This is a genomic window from Streptomyces sp. NPDC040410 (assembly GCF_055595715.1).
This window is the reverse complement of the sequence record NZ_JBVIVK010000006.1, coordinates 172,669-185,908: the sequence shown is the minus strand read 5'-3', so window position 1 is coordinate 185,908 and position 13,240 is coordinate 172,669. Positions and strand designations below refer to the sequence as shown.

At 70.5% G+C, this 13,240-nt stretch carries 14 protein-coding genes; 8 read left to right on the top strand and 6 right to left on the bottom strand.

The features are described from left to right. The first annotated feature begins 136 nt into the window (after window positions 1–136). The 5 genes from ACZ562_RS15225 (at window position 137) to tgmB (ending at window position 4,948) form a co-directional block, all read left to right on the top strand. Complete coding sequence (locus ACZ562_RS15225) at window positions 137–1,501, top strand: FAD-dependent oxidoreductase (RefSeq protein WP_471178306.1); 1,365 nt, start codon at window positions 137–139, stop codon at window positions 1,499–1,501. A gap of 528 nt (window positions 1,502–2,029) precedes the next feature. Further along, window positions 2,030–3,130 (top strand): hypothetical protein, encoded by a 1,101-nt coding sequence (locus tag ACZ562_RS15220; protein ID WP_471178303.1) that lies wholly within the window; start codon window positions 2,030–2,032, stop codon window positions 3,128–3,130. Window positions 3,131–3,332: 202 nt separating this feature from the next. After that, complete coding sequence (locus ACZ562_RS15215) at window positions 3,333–3,623, top strand: YkvA family protein (protein WP_471178301.1); 291 nt, start codon at window positions 3,333–3,335, stop codon at window positions 3,621–3,623. Between the two features lie 132 nt (window positions 3,624–3,755). Continuing rightward, the gene (gene tgmA / locus ACZ562_RS15210) at window positions 3,756–3,947 is read left to right on the top strand and encodes a putative ATP-grasp-modified RiPP (RefSeq protein WP_471178298.1); all 192 of its coding nucleotides are present in this window, start codon (window positions 3,756–3,758) and stop codon (window positions 3,945–3,947) included. 17 nt (window positions 3,948–3,964) lie between these two features. Next, window positions 3,965–4,948: an ATP-grasp ribosomal peptide maturase gene (gene tgmB / locus ACZ562_RS15205; RefSeq protein WP_471178296.1), complete on the top strand. Its 984-nt coding sequence runs from the start codon at window positions 3,965–3,967 to the stop codon at window positions 4,946–4,948. Between the two features lie 5 nt (window positions 4,949–4,953). Here tgmB and ACZ562_RS15200 read toward each other — a convergent pair whose 3' ends face one another. From ACZ562_RS15200 to ACZ562_RS15185, 4 genes are all read right to left on the bottom strand, one after another. Next, the gene (locus tag ACZ562_RS15200; protein WP_471178826.1) at window positions 4,954–5,175 is read right to left on the bottom strand and encodes a hypothetical protein; all 222 of its coding nucleotides are present in this window, start codon (window positions 5,173–5,175) and stop codon (window positions 4,954–4,956) included. A 149-nt stretch (window positions 5,176–5,324) separates the two neighbouring features. Continuing rightward, complete coding sequence (locus ACZ562_RS15195; RefSeq protein ID WP_471178294.1) at window positions 5,325–5,579, bottom strand: DUF5133 domain-containing protein; 255 nt, start codon at window positions 5,577–5,579, stop codon at window positions 5,325–5,327. Window positions 5,580–5,754: 175 nt separating this feature from the next. Continuing rightward, window positions 5,755–6,300 carry a hypothetical protein gene (locus ACZ562_RS15190; RefSeq protein ID WP_471178291.1) on the bottom strand — a complete coding sequence of 182 codons (546 nt, stop codon included), beginning with the start codon at window positions 6,298–6,300 and terminating at the stop codon, window positions 5,755–5,757. 28 nt (window positions 6,301–6,328) lie between these two features. Further along, on the bottom strand, window positions 6,329–6,820 hold the full coding sequence (locus ACZ562_RS15185; RefSeq protein WP_471178288.1) for an ATP-binding protein: 492 nt from the start codon (window positions 6,818–6,820) through the stop codon (window positions 6,329–6,331). Window positions 6,821–7,100: 280 nt separating this feature from the next. Between ACZ562_RS15185 and ACZ562_RS15180 the strand changes: the two genes are divergently transcribed. Together ACZ562_RS15180 and ACZ562_RS15175 are read left to right on the top strand one after the other, a co-directional pair. Then, entirely contained in the window at window positions 7,101–7,331 is a 231-nt protein-coding gene (locus ACZ562_RS15180; RefSeq protein ID WP_471178286.1) for a DUF397 domain-containing protein, read from the top strand. Between the two features lie 126 nt (window positions 7,332–7,457). Continuing rightward, entirely contained in the window at window positions 7,458–8,378 is a 921-nt protein-coding gene (locus tag ACZ562_RS15175; RefSeq protein WP_471178284.1) for a helix-turn-helix domain-containing protein, read from the top strand. Here the strand turns inward: ACZ562_RS15175 and ACZ562_RS15170 are convergent. Further along, window positions 8,363–9,202, bottom strand: a complete 840-nt coding sequence (locus ACZ562_RS15170; RefSeq protein ID WP_471178281.1) for an SAM-dependent methyltransferase — start codon at window positions 9,200–9,202, stop codon at window positions 8,363–8,365. The genes ACZ562_RS15175 and ACZ562_RS15170 overlap by 16 nt on opposite strands. A gap of 390 nt (window positions 9,203–9,592) precedes the next feature. Between ACZ562_RS15170 and ACZ562_RS15165 the strand changes: the two genes are divergently transcribed. Next, complete coding sequence (locus ACZ562_RS15165; protein ID WP_471178278.1) at window positions 9,593–10,705, top strand: PP2C family protein-serine/threonine phosphatase; 1,113 nt, start codon at window positions 9,593–9,595, stop codon at window positions 10,703–10,705. Here ACZ562_RS15165 and ACZ562_RS15160 read toward each other — a convergent pair. Next, on the bottom strand, window positions 10,659–12,950 hold the full coding sequence (locus tag ACZ562_RS15160; RefSeq protein WP_471178275.1) for an MMPL family transporter: 2,292 nt from the start codon (window positions 12,948–12,950) through the stop codon (window positions 10,659–10,661). The two genes, ACZ562_RS15165 and ACZ562_RS15160, sit on opposite strands and share 47 nt — an antisense overlap. Window positions 12,951–13,240: the final 290 nt, after the last annotated feature.

Sequence of the window (13,240 nt, the reverse complement as noted above, 5' to 3'; positions counted from 1 at the left end):
CCGCGTGTGAAAGAAACCAACACTCGCTCATAAAGGCGGCTTATGAGCTCATAGACTGGACCCGCGTACCAGCTTAGGCTTGCCTTAGCTTAGGCTTCCGACGAGTCGCCTGTCACCGCTCGAAGGGAACCTGATCATGCCCCGCCCCCTGCGGGTAGCCATCGTCGGAGCCGGCCCCGCCGGGATCTACGCCGCCGACGCCCTGCTCAAGTCCGACGTGGCCGCCGAACCCGGTGTGTCCATCGACCTCTTCGAGCGCATGCCGGCCCCGTTCGGGCTGATCCGGTACGGCGTCGCCCCCGACCACCCCCGCATCAAGGGCATCATCACGGCCCTGCACCAGGTGCTCGACAAGCCGCAGATCCGCCTCTTCGGCAACGTCGACTATCCGACCGACATCAGCCTGGACGACCTGCGCGCGTTCTACGACGCCGTGATCTTCTCGACGGGCGCGACGGCCGACCGTGCGCTGCACATACCCGGCATCGACCTCGACGGCTCCTACGGCGCGGCCGACTTCGTCTCCTGGTACGACGGGCACCCCGACGTTCCGCGCACCTGGCCGCTGGAGGCCGAGAAGGTCGCGGTCCTGGGCGTCGGCAACGTCGCGCTGGACGTGGCGCGCGTCCTGGCGAAGACGGCCGACGAGCTGCTGCCGACGGAGATCCCGCCGAACGTGTACGAGGGTCTCAAGGCCAACAAGGCCCTGGAGGTACACGTTTTCGGCCGCCGGGGCCCGGCGCAGGCGAAGTTCAGCCCGATGGAGCTCCGCGAGCTGGACCACTCCCCCAACATCGAAGTGATCGTCGACCCCGAGGACATCGACTACGACGAGGGCTCGATCGAGACCCGGCGCGGCAACAAGCAGGCCGACATGGTCGCCAAGACCCTGGAGAACTGGGCCATCCGCGACGTCGGCGACCGCCCGCACAAACTGTTCCTGCACTTCTTCGAGTCGCCGTCCGAGATCCTCGGCGAGGACGGCAAGGTCGTCGGTCTGCGCACAGAGCGCACCGAGCTCGACGGCACCGGCAACGTCAAGGGCACCGGCACCTTCAAGGACTGGGACGTCACCGCGGTCTACCGCGCCGTCGGCTACCTGTCCGACAAACTCCCCAAGCTGCCCTGGGACATCGACTCGGGCACGGTCCCCGACGAGGGCGGCCGGGTCATCCAGGAGTCCGGCGAGCACCTGCGGTCCATGTACGTCACCGGCTGGATCCGGCGTGGTCCGGTGGGCCTGATCGGCCACACCAAGGGCGACGCCAACGAGACGGTGGCCAACCTGCTGGACGACTACGCGAGCGGCCGCCTGCAGACGCCCGCGTCGCCCGAGCTCGAGGCCGTGGACGCGTTCCTGGCCGAGCGGAACGTCCGGTTCACCACCTGGGACGGCTGGTACCGCCTGGACTCGGCCGAGAAGGCCCTGGGCGAGCCTCAGGGGCGCGAGCGCGTGAAGATCGTCGAGCGTGAGGACATGCTCAGGGAGAGCGGCGCGTAAGGCGCCTGGCGACCGCTGGCGGCGGGTCCGCGGCTTCGTGCCCCGGACCCGTCACCCGTCAGCCGTCCAGAACGGTTCCGTAGCCGCCGCCGTACGCGGTGACTTCGGCGATGTGCGGTTCACCGGGCGGACGGTACCGCGGCGCGCCGAGCGGGTCTCCGCCGAACAGGACCCGCCCCGACGCGGATGGTGGGCGGGCCCTGTTCGAGGGGCCATTGTTGCGGGCGGGCCGTAGCCGCGGTACGCGTGAACGGCGGCCGGCTGGAGTGGATCGCGCACACCCCGAGCGCGGTGCCCGTCTCCCGTGCGCAGCGGTCACCGGAGTGGGATCCGTCCTTCGCGAGGCGGTCGGCGTGGCGTCCGTCGAAGCGCGCGTCCCAGGGTAGGGTCGGCCGTTGCGCCTCTCCCCCCCCAACTGACCGCTCTCGCCGACGATCAGCGTCGCCGTATGCCCCACCCCGGTTGATCTCCCGCCGGGCCCGGCGACGATACTGGCACTCACACGCGCCCCTGCTCACCGATGGACTCATGCCAAGTTCCCCCTCCGCCCGCGCCACGATTCCCCTGACTGTCTGGCTGGCACGCGGCCGCCATGCCGGGCCCGGCGCCGAAGACGTTCTCCGGCACCGTCTGCAGCAGCTCAAGGACGGGGAATTCATCCACGACTTCCTCGAACCCGCCGCGGAGGACGCCGCCGGAGAGCGGGTCTTCGAAGCGCGCTGGCTGGTTCCGGAAGGGGTGACGGTGCGCGCCCGGCTGACCCTCGCACCCGGTTCGGGCGGCGGTCGGGACTGGGTGCTCGCGGCGGAGGCGGAGCGTGCGTGGGACGTCCGCTGGCCCTCGCCGGCCACGATGTTCTGGCCCGAGACACCGGATGCGGCGGCCTGGGACCACGAGCCCGTCACCGGCCTGCGCTTCGGGGACCTCAACCTCCTCCCCGAGGACGACAAGGCGGTACGGCGCCTGCTCAAGAGCGCCGCGCGCGGCAGCTGGGGCATCCACGTCGTCGTCCATGAAGCGATGACCACCGACCAGCGGGGTCGCAGGCCGTTGTCCGGGCTCCTGCCCCCGAGCCTGCGCCACCGCGTGGTGGAGCACCGTGCGGCGCCGCACCAGTTCCGGGTCGTCAACTGGGCCCTGCGCGACCTGGGCGTGCAGGTACCGCGCGGCGGGGCAGTGGTCCTGCCCACCATCCCCCTTCCGGCCGGCTCCGACGATCACGACTTCTGCGTCCGCAGTGTCTTCCTGGACGGCTCGGAACCGGTCGAACTCATCGACACGGTAACCCGCTACGCCGCTTCGCCGAGGCCCCTGCCGGACGGCGGCGACGAGGCCGTCACGGCACTCCGGGAGCAGTGTCACCTGCTGACCCTCAAGGAGGAGCTGGACCGCGAGCGCGAACTCGTCGCCATGTACGCCGAAGCGCTGGAGGCGATGACGAAGTCCCGTGACCTGTACCGGGAGGCGGCGGAGCGGGCCAACGAGGCACTGGCCGCCTACCGCGAGTCCTCCCCCGACGCGGAGAAGGCCGGCCGCCCCGTTCCTCCCCAGTCCGGCTCCCCGCTCCAGCAGCTCACCCGGACCTTCGAACGACTCAAGGGCGCCCGTCGGGAGCCTCCCCGCCCCTGACGAGCAGGGGGGCCGAAAAGCGCCGGGCTCGGCGCACAGGTGGACCGGCGGCGGGCAGGGGCGCGTAGGAACAGTCCGCTCTGCGCCCTCTGCTCCTGCCCCACTCGGGTGATCCACGGGTCCGCATGCCTGCCGGTGTCGTGAGCGGGAATTCGACTAGTAGCGCCCACCGCGCGGCGCACCGGCATGAGGGAGGGCCGCTGTGGACTCGGTCACAGTTCTGATCGTCATCGGGGTCCTCGCGGCACTCGCGCTCGCCGTCGCGGTCGGGGTGTTCCTGCGGCTGTTGCGGGCCCGGCGCGGGCTGCGGCGCGCCGGACTTCCGACGGGGCCGCGCTGGGTCTTCTGGGGCGCCCTCCTCTACTTCTTGCTGCCGACCGACGTGCTGCCGGATCCGGTGTATCTGGACGACATCGCCGTCCTCCTTCTCGCCCTGCGCACCGTGCGCGGCTCGGCCGAGGGACGGGACAACGGGGCACCAGACCGACCTTGACTACGGAAAGTAAGGAAACCAATCACCCGTTCGATCCGTATAAGTCTTTGGAAGCCGAAGGAGTCGGCGGACGGACGGGGGTCTCAGGGGGGACCGCCGCCTGATCGAAGCAGTACCGGCGAGGGAGAGACGATGCAACCGTTCGCGCTCAGCTATGCACGTCCGGCAGCGGAGTTGGAGTCCATAGTTCCGTATGTCTACGACTCCGGACGGCAGTTGAACGTGCTCCTCGACGGGAGAGTGGCCGCCTGCGACCACGCCCTGCTGAGAGAGCTGGCGACCACGACCTCGACCGCGGGCTCCAAGACTCACTTCGACGACTGAACGCGGGACCGACCACGATGACCGTGTTGATTCTGACCTGCGAAGAGGACGTGACCGCCGACATGGTGGTGGTGCACCTCAACGCCTCCGGCGTCCCGGTGGTCCGGCTCGATCCGGCCGACCTGACCGGTGGGGTCGCCCTGTCCGGCGAGTATGTGCACGGCGCCTTCCGTGGCCATCTCTCCGCCGCGGGACGCCTGGTGAGCATCGGCGGACTGCGGTCCGTCTGGGTACGCAGGCCGGGACCCGCGGCCGGCCGGGCGGCCGAGCCCTCCGCCTGGCTGACCGAGGAGGCCTCACAGGCGCTCTACGGCATGCTCCGTGGCTCGCAGGCCCGCTGGATGAACCACCCCGACGCGGCACGCCGGGCCCGTCACAAGCCCTGGCAGCTCCGTCTCGCCCAGCGCTGCGGCCTGCCCGTACCGGCCACACTGATCACGACCTTCCCGCAGGCCGCGCGGGAGTTCGCGGCCCGCTACCCGGACCTGGTGGTCAAGCCGGTCTCCGGCGCCCATCCGCAGGACCCCCCGAGGGCCGTGCCGACCAGCCGGGTCGCCCCGGACACGGACTTCTCCGCCGTCGCGTTCGGCCCCACCCTGCTGCAGCGGCGGGTCGCCAAGCGGGCCGACATCCGTCTCACCGTCGTGGGCGAGCGCCTGCTGGCCGCGCGCAAGGCGACCCCTGCGGGCGCCGACCCCGACGAGGTCGACGTCCGGTTCGCCTCGGCCGCCACGCCCTGGCTCCCCGCGGACGTTCCGCATCGGGTCGCCGAGGCCGTCCTCAGATACATCCGTGGGGCCGAACTGGCTTACGGCGCCTTCGACTTCGCCGAGGACGCCGACGGCACCTGGTGGTTCCTCGAGTGCAACCAGTCGGGACAGTTCGGGTTCGTCGAGGTGGAGACCGGTCAGCCGATCGCACGCGGCATCGCCGAGTGGCTTGCGTGTCCCGGCCCGGAACAGCCGGAACGCGTCAACGGCAGGAACTCGAAGGTTTCCTGAGGCGGTCAGTACGGCCGCTGACCCGACGCCGGCGGCAGGGCGGCGCGCTGCCATCCCGCGCCCGGGGACGCCTGCCGTTCGGGGGCGGGAGCGGGGCCGAGGGACTGCAGCGGTCGCATGACGTACTCAAGTTCCCTGCTGACGCGCTCGGCCTCCCTGCGAACCTGAGCGGGGACGTCGCCGCGCTCCGCGACGAGTCGGTCGTAAATGGGGGAATCCTGGAACACCCGGGGACGCGCCTTTCCGTCGTGGCCCATGCGTATGGGCACGACCGTCAAGTGTAGGGGCCGCGACACACCGGGGTGCGAATTCCGCGTGGGACTTGACGGCCCTGGAATGCCTGTGGGCGGCTGACGGGGCGGCCGCCCACAGGTGGTCACACTGCCATCAGGTCGTTCTTCCCGTCCGGGTCGGCCGCGGTGGCTGCTGAGCGTCCCGCGGCGAGCAGTACGGCGTCCGCCGCGGCCACCGCGTCGTGGACACCCGTGGTCCCCATGGTTACGCACAGCGTGTAGGTGACGTCCTCCAGTTCACGTGCCGCCGCCACGTTCTCCCGCTGCGCCTGAGCGATCCGCAGCGATGCGTACCGCGTCAGGAGTTCCCTGACGACCTTCGGGTCCGGAACGAGCACGAAGCGCCCCTCTCTCGAGTTTTCGCTCCCTATGCCCGAGTGGTGCCGAACCATTCGCAACCAGCGCCCGGCGATACACGTTTGGCGCAATGCAGACGCCACGCGGCGCTCTGCCGCACGCGGGACGGCCGCGAGGCTGAGCACGGCGGGCCTTCCCGCGCCGGACGCCGCCTCCTTACGCGCCCAGCGCGTGGGCGAGTTCCGACGTGGCCCGCGCGATCTCGGTGTCCTCCTCGTCCATCAGCCGCCGCAGGGCCCCGCGCCGGTCGTGGACCGCCTTCCGTGCCGCACGCTCCCACACGACCGGGTTTTCGCGGCGGTTGAGGAGTTTGGGGTAGACGGCGGCCGTGCTCTCCCACTGCCGGGCATCGGCGATGCTCTTGAGCAGCTGGATGACCTCGGCGCGGCAGGTCACCTGGGGAAGCTGCGCGAGTTCCCACAGGAAGGGCACCGTGGCCGCCGTGGCCTGCTCCACGACGAAGCCGTACTGGCAGATGCGTTTCCGCAGATCGCCGAGGGCCGCCCGGGCGGTGTCGGGGTCGCCGCAGGCGACGCTGCCGAGCAGGAGGGGGATGGCCGCCGCGCAGCCGGTGGAGTCCTGGATCTCACACCACGGCACCCGGTCCAGGGCCATGAGGGGTGTGGTCCTCGTGACCCCCTTCTGCGGCACGGTGTCGTCGGTGCGCTCGGTGCTCGGCTGGTGCGTCGGAGCGGTGCGCATGGCATGGGGCCTTTCCGCGGCGGACATGTCAGGAAGGAGGGATGGTCGACAGCCTGGCCCACACGGTCTTGCCCGCCGGGCGAGTAGGGGTCCAGCCCCACTCCTCGGCCGGGGCGTCGACGATGCACTGACCGCGGCCGTGCTCCAGCAGGGCGAAGCGGTCGCCGGGCGGGCACATGGGCGGACTGTCGCCGGGGTCGGAGGCGGCGAGCATCAGGTGAGCGGGGTCGAGGGACAGCCGCAGCCACACGTCCGCACCGCCCGGCGGGGCCTGGGGCACCCCGTGCGCCACGGCGTTGGCCGCGAGTTCGGTGATCACGAGGATGGCGTCGTCGCTGCGGTGGTCGAGCGACCAGCAGTGCAGCGTGTCATAGGTGAAGGCGCGGGCCCGGGCGAATGCCTCGCGGCTGCAACCGATCCGCAGGGCTGCGACGGGAGCGGTGCCGCCAGGCCCTGTCGTCGGATTCCCGTCGTCCGGCAGGGCCGGCCGGGGCAGCACTGGCTGGAGCCCATCGGTCAAGGCCGCTGCACCTGCCCCAGACACAGTCCGGCCCAGCGGCCTGAGCGTGTGGTGCGCAGGTGATGACACGTCATCTCCCTGATGCGACGTCAAGACAGGGCGCCAGTCACTGGGGTTGACGCCGCGGCTATTATCCACGCTGAAGGCGCCCGCGTGCAATTGCACGAGAAATTGCGTGCCGGACGTGTGGGGCAGGAGAGTTCGGGGAACCCGCCCTGCCTCCCTCCCGGTCAGCCGGGCGCAGCGCCCGGCGGGGAACGTGAAAGGCAAGGAGACTGCGGTGCCACCAGTGCAGAACGGGGTGCGGGCAAGTTCGCTGGACGCCCGCTGGATGAAGAGCCGGCACAGCAACGCCGAGGGGAACTGTGTCGAAGTGGCCGCTCTGACCGGCGGCGGCATAGCCCTGCGCAACTCCCGCGATCCCGACGGTCCCGCTCTCGTCTACACGCCGGCGGAGGTCGCGGCGTTCCTCGCCGGCGCGAAGGAGGGCGAGTTCGACCATCTGCTGTGACGGCCGTGGTCCGGCCGCCTCGGCCGAAGCGGAGGCCAACTCCCCATATTCGTAAGGTTGATGCGGTGGGACCCAGCGGGGTGCGATAGTGTGAGTGACCTCTGTGCCAGTCAGCTGGGAGTCAGGATGTCTGCCGAGTCGCATCGCATCTCCCGCCTGGAACCGTATCTGGAGCGCCCCGAGCCGGCACCGACCCTGTTGAAGATGCTGGTCGGTGTGCAGCTGGCGGGCTTCCGCGAGGATGCCGGGTACGCCCAGGACCAGGCGGCCCGGTCCCTCGGGTTCAGTGCGGCGAAGCTGTCCCGCATCGAGTCGGGCAAGGGCCGCCGGCCACCGGCGGAGGGCGACGTCCGCGCCCTGCTGCGGCTGTACGGCACCGACGACTACGAGGCCTCGGTACTCGTCAAACTCCTGCAGCGCGCCGGAGAGCCGGGCTGGTGGCAGCGCTACGACAAGCGGCTGATGCCGGAGTGGTTCGACCGGCTGGTCGGACTGCAGGAGGCAGCCGCAGCGATCCGTACCTTCGAGATCCAGTACGTCCCCGGCCTGTTGCAGACCCCGGCCTACACCGAAGCGGTGGTGCAGCGCGGGCTGCCCACGGCGCCGGCGGCCGAGGTCCGGCGACGGGTCGAACTCCGGACCCGGCGTGCGCAGTTGCTGCACCGGGCGGATGCTCCGCAGCTGTGGGCGATCATTGACGAATCCGTCCTGTTGCGCGTCCTGGGCAGCCGTCAGGTCATGCGGGAGCAGCTCGCGCATCTCGTCGACATGGCCCAGCAGCCCCATGTGACCGTGCAGGTCGTGCCACTGGACGTGACCAACGCGTCGGCACCGGCCATCCCCATCACGTATCTGCGGTTCGGCGGCGTCGACCTGCCCGATGTCGTCTATCTGGAACACATCCGGAGCGCCAACTTCCTGGAGGACCGCGACGAGACCGAGGAGTACCGGGTGGCCCTGGACCGCCTCGCCGACGAGGCCCTCACTCCCCGCGAGTCGCTGGAGCTGCTGCGCGAGACGACGGAGGGGCGCTACGCGACCCGGTGACAGGGCCTGGGGACGCGGCCCACGCCGCCGAACTCGATCCACTCGTGGGTGAGCTGACGGGGTGCCACCTCGGAGTCCGGGCGCCAGGTTGACACCTCCACTAGGCCCGGTTCGAGGATCTCCAGGCCCTCGAACAGCTCGGCGACGTCCTTCTCCTCACGCACGCGGCCCCAGTGGCCCTGGGTCGCCCGGTCCATGAAGTCGGTGACGAAGTCCCGGACTTCGGGATCCTCGCTGACCAGTTGGCACATCACCATGAAGCTGCCGGGGACCAGCCGGTCGGCCACGCGGCGGGCCAGGGCGAGGGGACCGTCCGTCTCGCTGTCAGGGATGCAGTGCATCACCGAGTTGAAGAGCACGGCGACGGGCTGCGAGAAGTCGATCAGGCGCCGGGTCTCCGGATGCGAGAAGATGGCCTCCGTGTCCCGCATGTCCGCCTGGATGACGGCGGTGCGCTCGTCCTGCTCGAGCAGCGCCCGGCCGTGCACCAGCACCATCGGGTCGTTGTCGACGTAGACCACCTGCGAGGCGGGGTCGATCCGCTGGGCGACCTGGTGCACGTTGTTCTGGGTGGGCAGGCCGGAGCCGTGGTCGAGGAACTGGCGGATTCCGTACTCGGCCGTCAGCGTCTTCACCACCCGCTGCAGGAAGCGCCGGTTGTTGACCGCCAGACGCCGGGTGCTCGGGACGACCTTGTCGAGTTCCTCGCACGCCGCCCGGTCGGCCGCGTAGTTGTCCTTGCCGCCCAGGTAGTGGTCGTACATCCGCGCGGCCGTCGGCACGGTGGCATCGATCGACGTGGACAGCTGCTTTCCGGTGTGCATCGCTCCCCCAGCTACGTGCCGCGCCAACTGGCCTGACATGACAGGGAGTCCATCCTAGGGACCGGACGATTGCCGGTGCCAGCCCATCCACGAACCCGGCTGTGAAGGAACGATAAGACCGAGACGGGCCGCGCGCGCCCGCCGGGATGGTCCACGCCCCGCGGCAGGCCGCCTCCCAGTCCCCCCAGTTCGTCGCCGCTGCGCACACACCAGACCTCACCGCCGAACCCACGGCGCCTCCGCCGTCCGCTGCCGGTCACCTCGAACCCGGCATCGTGGTCGCCAGGGTGTCTCTCGCGTCGAGCACACGGATGACCGGGGGGGTCCGGCGTACGGCACGGGCGCCGGTCCCGGCGTGCGGTGCCAGGGCCGTTGTAGCAGCGTAGAGGTGTGAGAAGAGAGGGCGGCCGGTTGTCGCTGCGCGAACGGGAACGGCGGAGCTGGCTGCGGGGCGCGCCGCCACCGGGCTGGGTGCGGGTGCTGCCGGTCGCGCTGCTGGCCGGCGTGTGCGTGGTGACGGCCAGCGATCCCGACCAGGTCGACATCGGGTTTCTGCTGGGCGCCATCCCGCCGCTGGCCGTGCTGTCGTACGGGCCCGTGGCGACCGCGGTCCTCGGCGGCCTGGTGGTGGTCGTGCTGAGCGTCCCTGCGTTCCATCTCGACGCCCCCGGCAACACCGATCTGCTCACCATGTGCTTCGTCGCGGCGCTGAGTGTGGGGGTTTCGTTCGTCCGCAGCCGCCGTGACGCCCAGCTGGTCACCGAGCGTGCCGTCGCGGAGGCCGTGCAGCGGGCCGTCGTGCCGCCGCTGCCGCAGCACGTGGGGCCGGTGCGGTGTGCGGGCCTGTACCGGGCGGCCCAGCACGGCACGCTGGTCGGCGGCGACTTCTTCGACGTGCGCGAGGGCCCGCACGGCGTACGTGCGGTCATGGGCGATGTGCAGGGGCACGGTCTGACGGCCGTCGCGACGGTCACCGCGCTGCTCGGGGCATTCCGGGAAGCGGTGCTCGACGAACCCGATCCGGAGACGATGGCCGCCCGCCTCGACCGCAGGCTGGTGGTGGACTCCGCGGCCGTACGGCACTCCGAACTGTTCGCCACGGCCGTGCTGCTCGAGTTCTCCGCCGACGCGGCCTCGGTGCGGATCGTGGCCTGCGGGCACCCGGCTCCCGTCCTGCTGCGCCAGGGCCTGGCCGTCGAGCTCAAGGTCCCGTCGGGCACGCCGCTGGGCCTCGGCCTGTCCGACGCAGGGCCGCCCGCCGGGCTCACCGTGCCGCTACGGCCTGGCGACCTGCTCTTCCTGGCCTCGGACGGCGTCTGGGAGGCCAGGAACGACGAGGGCGCCTTCTATCCGCTCACGGAGCGGCTGGCGGACTTCGCCGACGACGAGCCGGCCGTCCTCGCCGAGCATGTGTGGGCGGACCTCGTCCGCTACAGCAGGACCGTCGCCGACGACGTCACGATGCTCCTCCTGAGGCCCGAGAGGCCGGAGGAGTCCCGCTGACCTCCGGGGCCTGCTCGTGCTCTCCCTCGACATCGATGTGCGGCAGGATCCTGTCGAGCCACCGGGGTGTCCACCAGGCATGGGAGCCCAGCAGTGTCATGACCGCCGGGACCATCAGCAGGCGTACGACCGATGCGTCGATGAGTACGCTCACGGCCAGGCCGAGGCCCATCATCTTGACCACGATGTTGTCGCTCACGATGAACGCGGCGAAGACGCTCACCATGATCAGTGCCGCGCAGGTGATGACCCGCGCGGTGATCTCCAGCGCGTGGGCGACCGACGCCTTCGCGTCCCCGGTGCGCAGCCAGGCCTCGTGCACGCGGGAGAGCAGGAAGATCTCGTAGTCCATGCTCAGCCCGAAGATGATCGCGAACATCATCATCGGCACGTAGCTCTCGATGGGCACCTTGCCGTTGACGCCGAGCGCGGGGCCGCCCCAGCCCCACTGGAAGACGGCGACGACGACGCCGTACGAGGCCGCGATCGAGAGGACGTTGAGGACTGCCGCCTTGAGCGCGACGAGGAGGCCGCGGAAGACGGCGAGGATGATCAGGAAGGCCAGGGCCACGACGACCAGGATGATCAGGAACAGCCGGCTGGCGACGATGTCGCGGAAGTCGACCTGTGCGGCCGTCGTCCCGGTGACATAGCCCTTGGCGTCCGTTCCGGAGACCGCGTCGGGGAGGGTGTCGTCGACGAGACGGTTCGTCAGGTCCGTGGTGTCGGCGTCCTGCGGGGACTGATCCGAGTAGACGGTGGCGATGAGGACGTCCCCGTCCTGGGTGGGCTGCAGTGGGGTGACCTTGTAGGCCCCCGCCACGCCGTCGAGGGTCTTCTGGGCCTTGGAGGACAGGTCGGAGCGCTGCGACGACGGCACGGAGGTCTGGTCGATGACGACGGTGAGAGGACCGTTGGAGCCGGGACCGAACGCGTCGGTCATCAGGTCGTACGCGCGCCGGTCGGTGAAGGACGTGGGATCGGCGCCGTCGCCGATGTGGCCGAGCTGGATGGAGAAGAGCGGGATGGCGAGGATCACGACGGTCGTCACGCCCGCCGCCAGGAAGCTCCACGGGTGCCGCTCGACCCGCTGTGCGTAGCGGTGCCAGGTGCCCTGGGGCTCGGCGCCCGGGGCGGCGTCGGTCTCGGCGACGGGCCGGCGCACCTTGTAGCGGTCGATCCGGCTGCCGATCAGCCCGAGCAAGGCGGGCACCATGGTCAGCGCGCCCAGGACGGCGGTGACGACCGTGATGGCGGCGGCGAGGCCGAGTTTGCCGATGAAGGAGACTCCGGACGCGTACAGACCGAAGAGGGCGATGATCACCGTGCACCCTGAGACGAGCACGGCGCGGCCGCTGGTGGCGGTGGCCCGGCCGGCCGAGTGCACCGGGTCCGCGCCGTTCATGAGGTTCTGCCGGTGACGAGTGATCAGGAACAGTGAGTAGTCGATGCCGACGCCGATTCCGATCATCGTGGCCAGGGTCGGCGAGACGGTGGCGAAGGTGAACGCGGCGGCGATCAGTCCGAGGCAGGCGAGCCCGCAGATCACGCTGATGAGTGCGCTCACCAGGGGGAGGCCGGCCGCGATCACGCTGCCGAAGCCGATCAGCAGGACGACGATCGCCACCGCGAAGCCGATCAGCTCGCTCACCCGGTCGTCGGCGGCGGGCCGCGCCAGCTCGCCGAGCGGTCCGCCGTACTCGACGTCGGCGCCGGCCGCCCTGAGCGGCTGCACGGCGTCGTCCACGCCGTTGAGGTAGTCGTCGCCGAGGCTCGACGGCTGTTCGTCGAAACGGACGGTGATGTAGGCGGTCTTGCCGTCGGTGGACAGCGGCCCGACGTTCGGCTGCGACTGTGTCGTCGAGTCGGCGGCGGACAGCGGGTTCTGCACCGACAGGACGTGGGGCAGCTTCTGCAGGTCGCTGACCGTGGTGGACATCTGCGAGCTCAGCGAGGTCAGAGCCTTGTCGTCGTCGTGCATGACGATCTGGCTGCTGTAGCCGCCCGCGGCGGGGTCGTGCTTCTTCAGGACGTCCAGGCCCTCCGTGGACTGCACGCCCGGGAGGTCGAAGTTGTCGGAATACGTGCCGCCGTAAGCGCGGTTCAGGACCTGGAGGGCGACGAGGGCCACCAGCCAGGCCACGATGACGATCACGAAGTGGCGCGCACACCACTCCCCCAGCCTTCTGAGGCTCCCCGGCCTTCCTGTCCCCCGTCCCTCGTCGCTGCTGCGGGTACGTGCCATGGGCCTGGTCTTCCCCTGTCGGCCGGGTCGATAGATATCCCCCATTACACGCCAACCTGATCATCAGGGCATCCTGGACGGGCATCCCGGGTGGCGGGCCGGCCGGGGACCTCGGGAAGGTTCCGTTCCGGCCCGGGGCGGTACCCCGGCCTTGCACGGGAGCCGGCGGCCGCCGGGAGGCGGTGCCGGCGGGCGGTACCGGTGGTTCCGGATGCACGCCGCGCTCCAGCGTCGAATGCTGATAAGGGACCCGATGACAGCACCGGGGCCGCAGAACGATCCGGATCCGA

Coding starts and splice junctions, on each gene's coding strand:
- ACZ562_RS15225 (WP_471178306.1), top strand. CDS start 137: ATGCCCCGCCCCCTGCGGGTAGCCATCGTCGGAGCCGGCCCCGCCGGG.
- ACZ562_RS15220 (WP_471178303.1), top strand. CDS start 2,030: ATGCCAAGTTCCCCCTCCGCCCGCGCCACGATTCCCCTGACTGTCTGG.
- tgmA (WP_471178298.1), top strand. CDS start 3,756: ATGCAACCGTTCGCGCTCAGCTATGCACGTCCGGCAGCGGAGTTGGAG.
- tgmB (WP_471178296.1), top strand. CDS start 3,965: ATGACCGTGTTGATTCTGACCTGCGAAGAGGACGTGACCGCCGACATG.
- ACZ562_RS15190 (WP_471178291.1), bottom strand. CDS start 6,300: ATGCGCACCGCTCCGACGCACCAGCCGAGCACCGAGCGCACCGACGAC.
- ACZ562_RS15175 (WP_471178284.1), top strand. CDS start 7,458: ATGTCTGCCGAGTCGCATCGCATCTCCCGCCTGGAACCGTATCTGGAG.
- ACZ562_RS15170 (WP_471178281.1), bottom strand. CDS start 9,202: ATGCACACCGGAAAGCAGCTGTCCACGTCGATCGATGCCACCGTGCCG.
- ACZ562_RS15160 (WP_471178275.1), bottom strand. CDS start 12,950: ATGGCACGTACCCGCAGCAGCGACGAGGGACGGGGGACAGGAAGGCCG.